The organism is Aeromonas diversa CDC 2478-85, assembly GCF_000819805.1.
GTDB classification, from domain to species: domain Bacteria; phylum Pseudomonadota; class Gammaproteobacteria; order Enterobacterales; family Aeromonadaceae; genus Aeromonas; species Aeromonas diversa.
This window is the reverse complement of the sequence record NZ_CDCE01000029.1, coordinates 229,110-241,797: the sequence shown is the minus strand read 5'-3', so window position 1 is coordinate 241,797 and position 12,688 is coordinate 229,110. Positions and strand designations below refer to the sequence as shown.

Below are 12,688 nucleotides of genomic sequence, written 5' to 3'. Positions count from 1 at the left end.
CGATTGCTGTCCGATTTTGGCTAGTCACCGGCTCGCCGCCTCCTTACTCTCTGGGCATGACCCAAGGAGACTCCATGACGCTGACCCCAGAGCAGTGCCGCGCCGCCCGTCTTGCTCGCGACGCGCGCTTCGACGGCCGCTTCTTTACCGGCGTGCTCTCGACCGGCATCTATTGCCGGCCCGTGTGCCCGGCCCGGCCGCCGCTTGAAAAAAACGTGCGTTATTTCTTCTGCGCCGCGGCCGCCGAGCAAGCGGGGCTGCGCCCCTGTCTACGTTGCCGCCCCGAGCTGGCACCCGGTGAGCGCCAGCGACTGCCAGAGCAGTTGGCGCGGGCGCTGCACGCGATTGAGCGCGGCGATCTGGCCGAGGTGACGCTCGATGAGCTAGCGGCCCGTTACGGCACGACGGCGCGCACGTTGCGCCGCCAATGCGAGCAGCACCTCGGGCTCGCCCCGCACAAGCTGGAGCAGACACGCCGTCTGCTGCTGGCGAAGCAACTGCTCACTGACACGCGCCTTTCTGTCACTGACGTGGCGTTCTCGGCCGGCTTTCAGAGCCTGCGCCGTTTCAACGACGCCTGGCTGGCGGCGTATGGCCTGCCCCCGAGTGCACTGCGTAAAAGCCTGGCGCCGGTGGCGCCCGGCGAGGGCTTGACGCTGCGCCTTGCTTACCGCCCCCCGTATGACTTTGCGGCCTTGCTCGCGTTCTTTCGGGTGCGGGCAATCCAGGGCCTCGAGGAAGTGAGTGCGCACTGCTACGTGCGCTACTTGCCGGCAGGCGATGACGGGGCGCCGGCGCGCGTCGAGGTGCGTGAAGGCGATGGCCACCAGCTCGCGGTCACGTTCTACGGCATCGCGCCTAAAGCGCTGCCTGCCCTGCTGCACAAGGTGCGGCGCCAGTGGGATCTCGACGCCGATCCGGCCCCCATCGCAGCAAGACTCCAACAGGGTCAGCTTGCCCCCTGGGTCGCGGCGGCACCCGGCCTGCGTTTGCCGGGCGGGTGGGACCCGCTTGAGGTGATGCTGCGCGCCATCATAGGTCAGCAGATCTCGGTGAAGGGGGCCATCACGATGCTCGGTCGTCTGGTGGCGCGCCGCGCCGAACTGTTTGGTGCGCCGCGACTGCCCGACGCGGCCGAGTTGCAGGCGATGAGTCTGGACGGCCTGGGCCTGACCGGCAGCCGGGTGCGCACACTCAAGGCACTGGCCGAAGCGCTGATAGCTGGCTTGAACCTGGAGACGGCGCAAGATGGTGAGCTGCTCGCACTGCCCGGCATAGGCCCCTGGACGGTCGCTTACTGGCGCCTGCGCTGCGGCCAGGATCCGGATGCGTTCCCGGCCAGCGATCTGGTGCTGCAGAAGGCCCCGATCCCGGGCACCCGCCTGTCGGTTGCCGAGCTCACGGCGCTGGCCGAGCCATGGCGCCCGTGGCGTGCGTACGCCGCAAGCTGGCTGTGGCATGGGGCCGCCCATAAGCTGCCATTTTCAGTGATGGATGCACGACAAGGAGCACCCGATGATCTGCTTTGATGTGATGGATACCCAATGCGGCCCTCTGCTCGTCGCCATCAACCGGGAGGGGCTGGCCCACGTGGACTTTCTGCACGGTCTGCGTCCGCTGCCCGATCGCAGTACCTGGCGGCGCGACAGCACGGCGCTCGCCCCCTACCTGCAAGAGTTTGACGACTACTTCGCCGGGCGCCTGCGCACGTTCAGCATGCCGTGCGCGCCGAGTGGCACGCCGTTTCAGCGCGCGGTGTGGCAGGCCCTGTGTGACATCCCCTACGGCCAGACCCGCAGCTATGGGGAGCTCGCCGCCGCCCTTGGCAAGCCGAACGCGAGCCGCGCGGTGGGCGCCGCGAACGGGCGTAATCCGCTGTCAGTCATAATCCCGTGCCATCGGGTGATCGGCAAAGACGGCAGCCTGACCGGCTATGCGGGCGGGCTCGGCATCAAGCAGACCCTGCTGCAACTCGAAGGGATCGGCTCACTTGCTGGCGCTGGCCAGCAGGCACTCGCCGCCGACCTCAAACCCTGACGCCGACTCGAAGCGGCGCATGTCCAGCGCGATCTCGTCCCACGCGGCGCGCTGCGCCGCCTCGGGCAGGTGCGCCATCATGGCATTGAGCCCGCCAAACGCCTCCCGCGCGACCTGCACAAACTGCTCGGCACGGGTCGCCCGGTGCGGCACCGGCACGGCGCGCACAACAGGAAATTCGAACCCCGCCTCGCGCAGCAGGGCGTCGAGCCGGCCCGGCGCCCCCAGGCTAAACGGGCCGGGCTGCCCGGGAACAGGCGCAGCAAGGCCGGCGTGACGCCGGATGATAGCGGCCGGCACCGCCCCCCAGTCGTTGCGATCCGGGGTGGAGAAGACCACCAGCGCGACCCGGCCATCCGCACTTAACACCCGGCGCCATTCGCGCAGCGCATCGAGCGGGTGTGGCATGTACATCAAGCCGAGCCGGCAGATCACGGCGTCGAATGTGGCATCCGGCAGATCGAGCCGCTCCCCGTCCATCACCCGGGTGTGCACCTGACGCAGACCGCGCCCGTGCGCCTCCTCCTGTGCAAGCGCCACTATCCCCTCGGACAGATCGGTGGCGAGCACATAGCCATCGGGCCCGACCCGCTCGGCGGCGCTGATCGCCGGCTCCCCGGCACCGGCGGCGATGTCGAGGATGCGCTGGCCGGGACGGATCCCGGCGCTATCGAGCATCAGGCGCGTCACCTCCCCGTACCAGCGATCCAGCATGGGGTTCCAGCGCCGCCACGCGGCGCCATCCCGGTTCCACTGCTCGCGCTGCGCGCTTGTACTGCGCGGCATCGAAGGGTTGCTGCTCGGCCATCTCACTGCCTCCTGTGACACTCTCCTTGGGTATAGCCGACCCGTGGGTGGATAGCGCGCAGGGGACTCTCAGTTCGTCCATCTTGTGAGGAGGCGGGGTCACCGGCTGCATGCTATGCTGCGAGCCTCGCCGCTCCCCGGATGATCCCCATGCCACTTCAGTTTCAGCCCATCCCCGGCTCCTATCCTCCCGCGCTCGATCTCTCTCGGCGCTGCTTCGTGGCCCTGCGCGAAGTGTATCGACCGAGATCAGGCGTGACGGGGCGTGGCAGTAAAGGGTGGCAAAGCTGGGGCGCAGTGGAAGAGGGGCGGCTACTGGCGGTGATCGATGCGCGAGTCAACGCCGGGTATCTGGAGCTTAGCGCTCTGGCGGTTGAGCCCGCATATCGCCGTCGCGGCCTGGCTCGCGCGCTGATCGACGCGGTTCATACCCACCTGGCGCCCGAGCTCGGCGCCTCACTCTGGTGTGTCGAGCAGACCGGCAACCTGGCCATCTTCGACGCCCTCGGCTTTCAGCCTGTCTGGCGCGGCGAGTCGGCGATCTTTATCCTTCCCTGCGGCGCGGCGGCCACCGAGGTCAAGCTGACTCGCCCACCGCGAACCCGATGACAATACGTATCTTCATTCAATAAACCGGCACCTCTGATGCGGCCAGGCTGCATGCTCACGAGCAAAGGGGTGATGAGTCAACGCTTCAGGCTGCCCAGCACCTGCATCTCGCAGCGCACACAGTCAAAGCGCAGGCGAAACACGTCCTTGCCCATCTTGAGCTCGAGGGGCTCGGGCTTGATCTCCGGGTTTTGCTTGTGACAGAGGTGCTGGCTAAAGCGGATGCAGTGCTTGGTGATCATCAGCACGGCTTCTCCTTGCTCCTCGCCGGCCTCATAGGCGGGGGCCACGCGCCCCACCCCGTGCTGCTGGAAAAACGCCACCGCCGCCTGGTTGAGGGCGTTGCCGAGGTAGTTGAGCCGCTTGGCGGGATAGACCGCCTCTCGCATGGCGACTCGCCGCGCCGGGCGCTGCCAGCCGTCGATGCGTGCCGCCTCGAGCCGTTCGGCCACCTCCCGGCGCAGGCCGTTCAAGAGCCCGGCCGGCACGAAGCGGGGTTGATCCCACATCACGTCGATGGCGCGGGCGACAAACAGGGTATTGCCGAGCTTGGCGAGCTGATCGCGCACCTGCTGTGAGGCCCGCTCCGGGTTCTCCGCCAAGGCAAACGCCCCCAGCACCTCGCCAGTCGCGTTAAAACCCTGCTCGTCGGTGACCCTGAGAGTGAGCCGGTCGGCCGTCACCGTCAGAGTCAGGTCGAGGGCGACACGCCGCTCGCTGCTGGCCTTCTCGAGCTGCCGGCTGAATGCCTGATCGTGGTTACGATAGAGGGCGCTGCCGGGCTTGAGGCCGCGCAGCGGATCGCTAAAGCGCAGCTCGCCGCCGCTCACCTCGTTGACCCGGGCCCCCACCAGCTCCCCCCTGGGGGTGAAAAATGCCACCCCGTCACCGTTGTTGACCACCACGCCGGAGTCGAGCTCGATGCCATTGCGGGTCACCCGTTTGACCCGACCGATGGCCTCACCGAGTGACTTGGGCGAATCTGGCGAGCCGATGTCTGTCTTGCGACCATGCAGGAAGTAGTCGGTGCTGCCCCGGTTGAAGCTCTTCTTCGGATTCGGAGTGAAGGCGTAGGTACAGCGCCCGGCGGAGGCCGGCGCGAGATCGGAGCGGCGCGCCAGGATGGCGTCGAGCTTCTGGCGATACCAGGCGGTGACGTTCTTCACGTAACCGAGCTCCTTGAGGCGCCCCTCTATCTTGAACGAGCGTACGCCGGCATCGATGAGGGCCTCCAGGTTGTCGCTCTGATCCATGTCTTTGAGAGACAGAAGATGCTTGTCGGCCACCAGCACCTCGCCCGCCGGGGTCTGCAGGGTGCAAGGCAAGCGGCAGAGCTGGGCGCACTCGCCCCGGTTGGCGCTACGCACGGTGCGGGCATAGCTGATGTTGCACTGGCCGCTATAGGAGACGCACAGGGCGCCGTGAATGAAGCACTCGAGCTGAACGCTGGTGACGGCACGGATGGCGCCTATCTGCTCCAGGGAGAGCTCGCGCGCCAGCACTACCTGGGAGAAGCCCACGTCTTGCAGGAACTTCACCTTCTCCGGGGTGCGGTTATCGGTCTGAGTGCTGGCGTGCAGCGCGATGGGAGGCAGGTCGCACTGCAGCAGGCCGAGATCCTGAATGATGAGGGCGTCGGCCCCCGCCTCGTAGATCTGGTGGGCCATGCGGCTCGCCCCCTCGAGCTCACTGTCGTGCAGCAAGGTGTTGCAGGCGACAAACACCTGGGCTCCGAAACGGTGGGCGTGGCGCGCCAGCGCGGCGATGTCGGCCACCGAGTTGCCGGCGGCGCTGCGGGCACCGAAGGCGGGCCCGCCGATGTAGACGGCGTCGGCGCCGTGATTGATGGCTTCCATACCGTACTCCAGCGTCTTGGCCGGAGCGAGCAACTCGAGTCGATGACTGTGCATGAACGAAATCGGACCGAAAAAAAGGGGGCGCCAGTCTAGCGCCCCCTCCCTTAGCCCGCCTTGATCCTGCGTAAGGTCAGGGCGTGAAGATGCCTTGTAAAGGCAACTTTGTTAGGCCACCACCTTGACCGCGAGCCCCAGTAGCACCAGACCGCTCGCCTTGTTGATCATCGAGGCCTTGCGGTGCAGCCAGGCCAGCACAGGACCGTGGGAGAGGCCGAGGGCCACCAGCACGTACCAGAGGGCGTCGATGCCGCCGGCGGTGAGCATCATGATGCCCCCCTCGCGCCAGCCGGTCTCCTGATGCACGAACTGGCTGAACAGCGCCACGAAGAAGATGGCGAGCTGGGGGTTGAGAAACGCCACCATGAAGCCTTCCAGCGCACCGCGCCGGGTGCCGCCCTGGTGCTCGGCGGCGGCCGCCGGCCCCCCCTTGGCGAGCAGTGCCTTGACCCCGAGCCAGGCGAGAAACGCCGCCCCGCCATAACGGATCCCGTCGAACAGCAGGGGGGTCTTGGTGATGAGCAGCGCCAGCCCCATGGCGGTGATGAGGGCATAGAGGCCAACCCCGAGGCCGTGGCCGAGCGCGGTAGCGACCCCGTTGCCGCGCCCGCCGCCGACCGTGTTGCGAATAATCAAGGCCAGGCTCGGCCCGGGGCTCACGGCCCCCATGACACAAATGGCGGCCAGGGCAAACCAGCTACTCCACTCCATGATGATGCTCCGTCTGCAAGGTGATGGGCACAGTCTGCGCCGCGTCTGTGTATGCACAAAATGAAACTCAAGAATACATACCATCACCAGTGGCTATAGTCAGGTCATTCCTACCGTGTCGATCACTGGCCGCATGGCCACCCTGCCGATGGCGGTGCAGCTAGCGCCGCGCCAGGGCTCGGGCGCTTTCTGTCACTCCGCGCTGCAGGTGGCCGTGCAGGATGGGCCACACCAGCTCGCGCAGCCAGCGGTGGGCCGGGTCCTGATGGTGACGCTGGTGCCACAGCAGGTGGTAGCGCTGGGGACGGGTGTCAAACGGCAGGGCGGTGAAGGCGAGCGGGTGGCGCTCGGCCAGCAGCCAGGCGATGTGGGCCGGGGTGGTGAGCAGGCAGTCGGTGCGCAGCAAGATCTCGACCGCCGCCTGAAAGAAGGGCACCTGGGCAAACCAGCGCCGGGCTCGCCCGAGGGGGGCGAGGACCTGGGCCACCGGGCTGTCCTTGTCGCCTCCGCCACTCACCTGCAGGTGGGGCCAGGCGAGGTAGTTGTCGAGGGTCAGCGCCTGGCCGGCCAGGGGGTGGTGTGCCCCCATCAGTACCACCAGGCTGTCTTCCCCCTGCAGCCGACCGCGGATGAGATCCGGCACTTCCTCGGTGATGGTGGAGACCAGATCCAGCTCCAGCTCCCACAGGCGCGGCAGCTTGCGCTTGTCCCACAGTTGGTAATCGATGGAGGCGAGCGGTGCCTGTTCGGCCAGGGCGGCGCAGATCTCCGGCAGTATGTGCTGGGCCACGTAGTCGGACGAGGCGAGGCGAAACACCCGGTTGCAAGCGGCCGGTTCGAACGCCGGCGGCGCATAGAGCCGCTCGAGGGCACCGAGGGAGCCGTCCAGCTCGGCCGCCAGCAGCTCGGCACGCGGGGTGAGCAACCAACGCTGCCCCTCGCGCACCAGCAGGGGATCGCCAAACTCGCGGCGCAGCTGCACCAGTTGCTTGCTGATGGAGGGCTGGCTCAGGTGCAACAGCTCGGCGGCGCGGCTCACGTTACGGGTTTCCAGCAGCACCTTGAGGGTCGGCAGCAGGTTGAGATTGGGCATGGGGACTCCGGCGAGGCGACAATGCCCTGAGCCTACCAGTTCGTGAGCCGGCGCTGAAGTCGGCCAGGCGCCTGTGACAGGGGCGGAGCTTTGCGGCATAATCGGCCAATTTCCCGCCCGCGGGCCTCACACAAGCGGTAACTCGATGACTTACGCCTCTATCACGGGCTGGGGCAAGTGCCTCCCGCCCGCCGTGCTGACCAACGACGATCTCGGCACCATCATGGACACCTCGGATGAGTGGATCTATCCGCGCACCGGCATCAAGGCGCGCCGCGTCTCCCATGTGAGCCAGAGCGAGCTGGCCACCCTGGCTGCCCGCCGCGCCCTGGCCTGCGCCGGCCTCGAGGCCACTGAGCTCGACGCCATCATCCTGGCCACCGCCACCCCGGGCACCCTGGTGCCGAACAGCGCCTCCGCCGTGCAGCAGGCCCTCGGTGCCCACCGCGCCGCCGTGTTCGATCTCAACGCCGCCTGCACCGGCTTCGTCTACTCCCTGTCGGTTGCCACCTCCCTCATCCAGAGCGGCATGATGAAGAAGATCCTGGTGATCGGCGCCGAGCGTCTCACCTACCTGCTGGACTGGGCACGCCGCGACACCGCAGTGCTGTTTGGTGACGGCGCCGGCGCAGTGGTAGTGGAGGCAAGCGACCTCGAATCCGGTCTCATCGCCAACAAGCTCGGCAGCGACAGCGAAGCACGCGAGATCCTGCACGTGCCGAACTTCGGCTCGGATCGCGCCCGCTTCGCCGACACCGACGGCCACTACATCTTCAACTTCGAGGGTCAGGAGATCTTCAAGCGCGCCGTGCGCGGCATGGGCGAGGCCACCGCCACCGTGCTGGCCCAGGCCGGCATAACCCCCGAGCAAATCGATCTGCTGGTGCCGCACCAGGCCAACGTGCGCATCATCGAATTCCTCGCCAAGCGCATGAACGCCGACATGGACAAGGTGATGGTCAACATCGAGCAGTACGGTAACACCTCGGCCGCCACCGTGCCCATCGCCCTGTGCGAGGCGCTCGAGCAAGGGCGTGTCAAGCCGGGCAACTACCTGCTGACTGCCGCCTTCGGCGCCGGGCTGACCTGGGGCGCCGGCCTCATAAAGTGGGGTGAGCGGGTCACCCCGATCGCCACCTGCGACGACGAGCTGCCCCCCTGCGAGGCGAGCGCGCTGGATCTCATCCGCGCCGCCGTCGAAGGGTGCAAGGCCGCCCCCGCCAATCAGGGTTAACCCCCAAAACACGAGGCCCCGCACTGCGGGGCCTCGTCGTTTAGTGCTTGCGGTGCCAGCGCGGCGAGCTGCTGCGCTCGCCCCAGGGGGTCGTACAGGGCAGGTGCGCCCCCTCGATCACCCGCTCCCCGTGGGCCAGGTGTTCGGCCACCACAGCATGGAGCGCACGCAGGGCATTTGGCTCGGCCCCCTGGGCCAGAGTATGCCCTGCCGCAAAATAGTCGGCGGGATAGAGGGCCGACAGACGCTGCACCAACTCGTAGGTGTTGAAACTCTCGGGCATGCGGTCAATCACCTCATCCAATCGGGTCAGCAATCGCTCCACTGTCATAATCTATCTCCTTATAGGTATCAACTCACTCCAAGCTACCCCCTCCCGGGACGGCAGCACAGCCATTAATAACAGAATTGTGTTTCACCCCACACTTCCACCGCTTGGACCAGGCCCCGCAAACAGGCTTCGCTTGATGCTAGCTGAATAAAATCCTCACCCGCCTTTACAAAGGAAAGACCCTTGTCTAGATTTCAACCGACCAATCAGTCGGTTTGACTGCAGGAGACGACCATGACTCAGGCCCCAGTGTGGAATACGGCCCCTCTCGACACCTTGCTGGAACACCAGCGCCAGGCCTTTGCCGCCTCCCCCTACCCCTCTCTCGAGCACCGTCTCGACGCCCTCGCCCGACTCAAGGAGGGGCTGCTCAGTGAGGGCGAGCGCATCGAAGCTGCCCTCAATCAGGACTATGGCCAGCGCAGCGCCTTCGATACCCGCATCTCTGATCTGCTGCCCTGTGTGCTGCAGATCAACTATACCCGCCACCGCCTGCGCCGCTGGATGGCGCCGAGCCGCCGCCATGCCGGCCTGTTGCTGGCCCCCGCCTCGGTCAGGGTGCACCATCAGCCGCTCGGCGTGGTGGGCATCATGGTGCCCTGGAACTTTCCTGTGATGCTCTCCATCGGTCCGCTCATTACCGCCCTCGCCGCCGGTAACCGGGCCATGATCAAGCTCTCCGAGTTCACGCCGGCCACCAACGCCGTGCTGCGCCAGCTGCTGGCCGAGCGCTTCGACGAAGATGAAGTGGCCGTGGTTGAGGGGGGACCCGAGGTGGCGGCCGCGTTCAGCGCCCTGCCGTTGGATCACCTGATCTTCACCGGCTCGACCGCGGTCGGGCGCAAGGTGATGGCCGCCGCGAGTCAGCACCTCACCCCGGTGACCCTGGAGCTCGGCGGCAAGTCTCCCTGCCTCATCGCCCCCGACATGCCGCTGGATCTGGCGGTGGAGCGGATCATCTATGGCAAGTGCCTCAATGCAGGCCAGATCTGCGTCGCCCCCGACTACCTGCTGCTGCCCCGTGGCCAGGAAGAGGCGCTGGTGGAGGCGTTTCGCCGCGCGTTCCGGCGCCGCTACCCCGAGGGGCTGGCCAGCCCCGACTACACCAGCGTCATCAATCAGGCCCACTACCAACGTCTCACCGCCTGGCTGGAAGAGGCCAGCGCTGCCGGTGCCGAGGTCGCCAGCATGGCCGAGCCAGGTGTGGACCCCGATCTCCACCGCATGGTGCCGCACCTGCTGTGGAACCTGCCCGAACGCTGTGCCCTGCTCGAGCAAGAGATCTTCGGTCCTTTGCTCCCCATCATTCCCTACGACACGCTGGAGCAGGCGCTCGACTACATTCGAGCGCGCCCGCGCCCGCTGGCCTGCTATCTGATGAGCCTGGATGAGAAGCTGACCCGGCGCATGGTGGAAGAGGTGCACGCCGGCGGCATGGCGATCAACGAGACCGTCTTTCATGTGGCGGCCGACGACGCACCATTTGGCGGCATCGGCCCCTCCGGCATGGGCCACTACCACGGCCACGAGGGCTTTCTCACCTTCTCCAAGGCCAAGACGGTGCTGCGCCGCGGCCGCTTCAGCACGGGTGGCCTGGTTCACCCCCCCTATGGCTGGGTGCAGCGCCTGATGCTGCGCTTCTTCATGCGCTAGGAGGCGCCATGCTGGACAAGCGCAGCCAGATCCTCGATGCCGCCCTCACCCTGTGTGCCGAAGAGGGTACGGCAGGCGCCGCCACCGCCCGCATCGCCAAGGCGGCCGGGGTGGCGAACGGTACCCTGTTCCACCACTTCCCCAACAAGGAGGCACTCATCCTCTGCCTCTATCAGGAGATCAAGGGGAGGCTCGCCGCCGCCCTGCAGCCCCCCGAGGGGGCGCTTCCGCTCAAGGCGCAGGCCTATCACTATTGGGAAGGGACCATGAACTGGCTGCTGGCCCATCCGAGGGAGCTGCGCTTTCTGCTCGGCTTCTTTCACTCGGCGGCCCTGCCTCTGGCACTGCGCAGCCGCATCATCAACGAAACCCTCACCTTCCTGCCCATTCTCCTCGCGGAGGGGATGCGGCAGGGGGTGGTGCGTCCCTGCCCCTTGCCGCTGCTGATGGAGGCGTGCCAGGGACAGTTTCTCGCCTGCGCCGCCCTGTTCGTCGCCGAGCCCGAGCGCTCCGGCGATCCCGAGTGGCATCAGGCGGCCTTCGACCTCTTCTGGCATGCCATAGCAAGGAGTGCATCATGAGCAAAGCCCTGACCCTCCCCCTCTCCACCCTGGCCTGGCAGGGGAAGCGCACCCTGATCACGCTCCTGATGTGGGGCATGGGGCGAACCCTCTCACGCGCCGCCCGGGTCGATCCCGTGGTCGCCCGGGAACTGGCCCCCCTGCCCGACGGCTTCTGTTTTCAACTCAAGGTCCGGGGGCTAGGCTGCCACCTCACCTTGCAAAAACAGGGGGCAATCTGGCGCGCCAGCCGGGCAGCCCCCACCCTCTGCATGACCTTCAAACACCCCCAGACGGCACTGCGAGTGCTGGGGTTTCGTCTGGGCATTAACCAGAGTTTCTGTGAAGGGCGGGTGAGCGTGGAGGGAGATCTCACCGCCGCCATGCACCTAGTGCGCGCCCTGGAGGCCCTGGAGTCACTGCTGCTGCCCGCCTTCCTGGCCCGTCCCCTGCTGCGTCAATACCGCGCCCCCGAGCGCAAACTGCCTCGCGCCCTCAACATCTGCGCCGGCCTGCTTATCGCCTGAGGAGTTCACCATGGATCACAGCCGCTATTTCGAGTTCTTCTGTCCGGTCAAACTGCTGGTGGGCGAGTCCGCCATCGAGCAACTTCCCGCCGCCATGGCCGCCCTCGGTGCCGAGCGTCCCCTGCTCATCACCGATAAGGGGATCCGCGCCAGCGGGCTGGCCGACAAGGTCTACGACATTCTGGGCGCCGGCGCCCTGGTCGCCCTGGCCATCGAGGATGAGGTCCCTCCCGACTCGTCGACTCAGGTGGTCGAGCGCATCGCCGAGCGCTATCGCCGCCTCGGTTGCGACTCCCTCATCGCCCTCGGCGGGGGCTCTGTCATCGACACCGCCAAGGCGGTCAACATCCTGGTATCCATGGGAGAGGAGAACGATCTCTTGGCCTGGTCGGGGGCCGATCTGCTGACCCGCCCCCTGCGTCCCCTGGCAGTGCTGCCCACCACGGCCGGTACCGGCTCCGAGGTGACCCTGGTGGCGGTGATCCGCGACGAGAAGAGTGGGCGCAAGGTGCCTTTCACCTCCCCCTTTCTCATCCCCAATCTGGCGGTGCTCGATCCACGCCTGACCCTGTCACTGCCGCTGCCGATCACGGCCGCCACCGCCATGGACGCCATGACCCACGCCATCGAGTCCCTCATCGGCAACAGCGCCAATCCGGTGAGCCAGGGGCTGGCCCTGATGGCCGTCGAGAAGATAGCCAGGGCGCTGCCCGCCATCCTCGACAAGCCCGACGATGCCGAGCTTCGCCTGGCCCTGGCCGAGGGGGCCACCCTGGCCGGCATGGCCTTCTCCAACTCAATGGTGGGGCTGGTACACGCCCTCGGTCACAGCCTGGGCGCGCGCTGCCACCTGCCCCATGGCCTGTGCATGAACCTGTTCCTGCCCAGGGTGCTCGAGTACAACCGCCCCGGCATAGACCCGGCCTTGACCCGCCTGCTGCTGGCTCTGACCGATGCCGAGCACTACGCCGGCACGCCCCCCTCCGAGCGCCCCCGCGCCGCCATCGCGGCCCTCTGCAAGCTGCGGGATCTGCTCTGGGAGCGGGTCAAGCTGCCGCGCACCCTGCGCGAGGCGGGCCTGACCGACCAGAGCCTGCTCGGGGAGATCCGGGATCTCGCCATCAATGACGGCGCCCTGCTGTTCAATCGCAAGGACGCCGACAGAGAGGAGTTACTGGCGCTGCTGGAGCGCTGCTGGTAAGCGGTTTGCACC

13 protein-coding genes are annotated in these 12,688 nt (G+C 67.0%); 8 read left to right on the top strand and 5 right to left on the bottom strand.

The genetic code is table 11. The features are described 5' to 3' along the window. Window positions 1-74 precede the first annotated feature (74 nt). Both BN1121_RS10595 and BN1121_RS10590 read left to right on the top strand, forming a co-directional pair. Window positions 75-1,529, top strand: a complete 1,455-nt coding sequence (locus tag BN1121_RS10595) for an AlkA N-terminal domain-containing protein (protein ID WP_005346796.1) — start codon at window positions 75-77, stop codon at window positions 1,527-1,529. Beyond that, window positions 1,516-2,037 carry a methylated-DNA--[protein]-cysteine S-methyltransferase gene (locus tag BN1121_RS10590; RefSeq protein ID WP_005346794.1) on the top strand — a complete coding sequence of 174 codons (522 nt, stop codon included), beginning with the start codon at window positions 1,516-1,518 and terminating at the stop codon, window positions 2,035-2,037. The genes BN1121_RS10595 and BN1121_RS10590 overlap by 14 nt, the downstream gene beginning before the upstream one ends. Here BN1121_RS10590 and BN1121_RS10585 read toward each other — a convergent pair. Continuing rightward, window positions 1,987-2,823, bottom strand: coding sequence for a class I SAM-dependent methyltransferase (locus BN1121_RS10585; RefSeq protein ID WP_043157043.1), 837 nt, complete (start codon window positions 2,821-2,823; stop codon window positions 1,987-1,989). The two genes, BN1121_RS10590 and BN1121_RS10585, sit on opposite strands and share 51 nt — an antisense overlap. A 171-nt stretch (window positions 2,824-2,994) precedes the next feature. Between BN1121_RS10585 and BN1121_RS10580 the strand changes: the two genes are divergently transcribed. Further along, complete coding sequence (locus BN1121_RS10580) at window positions 2,995-3,453, top strand: GNAT family N-acetyltransferase (RefSeq protein WP_005346789.1); 459 nt, start codon at window positions 2,995-2,997, stop codon at window positions 3,451-3,453. A 77-nt stretch (window positions 3,454-3,530) separates the two neighbouring features. On the opposite strand, the gene BN1121_RS10575 is transcribed toward BN1121_RS10580, so the two are convergent. The 3 genes from BN1121_RS10575 to BN1121_RS10565 form a co-directional block, all read right to left on the bottom strand. Next, window positions 3,531-5,363, bottom strand: coding sequence for a peptidase U32 family protein (locus BN1121_RS10575; protein WP_043157039.1), 1,833 nt, complete (start codon window positions 5,361-5,363; stop codon window positions 3,531-3,533). A 111-nt stretch (window positions 5,364-5,474) separates the two neighbouring features. Further along, window positions 5,475-6,077 (bottom strand): LysE family translocator, encoded by a 603-nt coding sequence (locus BN1121_RS10570; RefSeq protein ID WP_005346785.1) that lies wholly within the window; start codon window positions 6,075-6,077, stop codon window positions 5,475-5,477. A 160-nt stretch (window positions 6,078-6,237) separates the two neighbouring features. Then, complete coding sequence (locus tag BN1121_RS10565; protein ID WP_005346784.1) at window positions 6,238-7,170, bottom strand: LysR family transcriptional regulator; 933 nt, start codon at window positions 7,168-7,170, stop codon at window positions 6,238-6,240. Window positions 7,171-7,315: 145 nt separating this feature from the next. On the opposite strand from BN1121_RS10565, the gene BN1121_RS10560 reads away from it, so the two are divergent. Next, the gene (locus BN1121_RS10560) at window positions 7,316-8,404 is read left to right on the top strand and encodes a ketoacyl-ACP synthase III (protein WP_005346782.1); all 1,089 of its coding nucleotides are present in this window, start codon (window positions 7,316-7,318) and stop codon (window positions 8,402-8,404) included. A gap of 40 nt (window positions 8,405-8,444) precedes the next feature. Here BN1121_RS10560 and BN1121_RS10555 read toward each other — a convergent pair whose 3' ends face one another. After that, on the bottom strand, window positions 8,445-8,735 hold the full coding sequence (locus tag BN1121_RS10555; RefSeq protein ID WP_005346781.1) for a hypothetical protein: 291 nt from the start codon (window positions 8,733-8,735) through the stop codon (window positions 8,445-8,447). A 234-nt stretch (window positions 8,736-8,969) separates the two neighbouring features. Between BN1121_RS10555 and BN1121_RS10550 the strand changes: the two genes are divergently transcribed. From BN1121_RS10550 to BN1121_RS10535, 4 genes are read left to right on the top strand one after another with little or no spacing between them, the layout of a single operon-like run. Then, complete coding sequence (locus BN1121_RS10550; protein ID WP_005346779.1) at window positions 8,970-10,388, top strand: coniferyl aldehyde dehydrogenase; 1,419 nt, start codon at window positions 8,970-8,972, stop codon at window positions 10,386-10,388. An 8-nt stretch (window positions 10,389-10,396) separates the two neighbouring features. Then, complete coding sequence (locus tag BN1121_RS10545) at window positions 10,397-10,969, top strand: TetR/AcrR family transcriptional regulator (protein ID WP_005346776.1); 573 nt, start codon at window positions 10,397-10,399, stop codon at window positions 10,967-10,969. Then, window positions 10,966-11,475: an SCP2 sterol-binding domain-containing protein gene (locus BN1121_RS10540; protein ID WP_005346774.1), complete on the top strand. Its 510-nt coding sequence runs from the start codon at window positions 10,966-10,968 to the stop codon at window positions 11,473-11,475. The genes BN1121_RS10545 and BN1121_RS10540 overlap by 4 nt, the downstream gene beginning before the upstream one ends. A 10-nt stretch (window positions 11,476-11,485) precedes the next feature. Beyond that, entirely contained in the window at window positions 11,486-12,676 is a 1,191-nt protein-coding gene (locus BN1121_RS10535; protein WP_005346772.1) for an iron-containing alcohol dehydrogenase, read from the top strand. Window positions 12,677-12,688 lie beyond the last annotated feature (12 nt).

Bases quoted from the DNA above. Each gene is read 5' to 3' on its own strand.
- BN1121_RS10595 (WP_005346796.1), top strand. From the start codon at position 75: ATGACGCTGACCCCAGAGCAGTGCCGCGCCGCCCGTCTTGCTCGCGAC.
- BN1121_RS10590 (WP_005346794.1), top strand. From the start codon at position 1,516: ATGATCTGCTTTGATGTGATGGATACCCAATGCGGCCCTCTGCTCGTC.
- BN1121_RS10585 (WP_043157043.1), bottom strand. From the start codon at position 2,823: ATGCCGCGCAGTACAAGCGCGCAGCGCGAGCAGTGGAACCGGGATGGC.
- BN1121_RS10580 (WP_005346789.1), top strand. From the start codon at position 2,995: ATGCCACTTCAGTTTCAGCCCATCCCCGGCTCCTATCCTCCCGCGCTC.
- BN1121_RS10575 (WP_043157039.1), bottom strand. From the start codon at position 5,363: ATGCACAGTCATCGACTCGAGTTGCTCGCTCCGGCCAAGACGCTGGAG.
- BN1121_RS10570 (WP_005346785.1), bottom strand. From the start codon at position 6,077: ATGGAGTGGAGTAGCTGGTTTGCCCTGGCCGCCATTTGTGTCATGGGG.
- BN1121_RS10565 (WP_005346784.1), bottom strand. From the start codon at position 7,170: ATGCCCAATCTCAACCTGCTGCCGACCCTCAAGGTGCTGCTGGAAACC.
- BN1121_RS10560 (WP_005346782.1), top strand. From the start codon at position 7,316: ATGACTTACGCCTCTATCACGGGCTGGGGCAAGTGCCTCCCGCCCGCC.
- BN1121_RS10555 (WP_005346781.1), bottom strand. From the start codon at position 8,735: ATGACAGTGGAGCGATTGCTGACCCGATTGGATGAGGTGATTGACCGC.
- BN1121_RS10550 (WP_005346779.1), top strand. From the start codon at position 8,970: ATGACTCAGGCCCCAGTGTGGAATACGGCCCCTCTCGACACCTTGCTG.
- BN1121_RS10545 (WP_005346776.1), top strand. From the start codon at position 10,397: ATGCTGGACAAGCGCAGCCAGATCCTCGATGCCGCCCTCACCCTGTGT.
- BN1121_RS10540 (WP_005346774.1), top strand. From the start codon at position 10,966: ATGAGCAAAGCCCTGACCCTCCCCCTCTCCACCCTGGCCTGGCAGGGG.
- BN1121_RS10535 (WP_005346772.1), top strand. From the start codon at position 11,486: ATGGATCACAGCCGCTATTTCGAGTTCTTCTGTCCGGTCAAACTGCTG.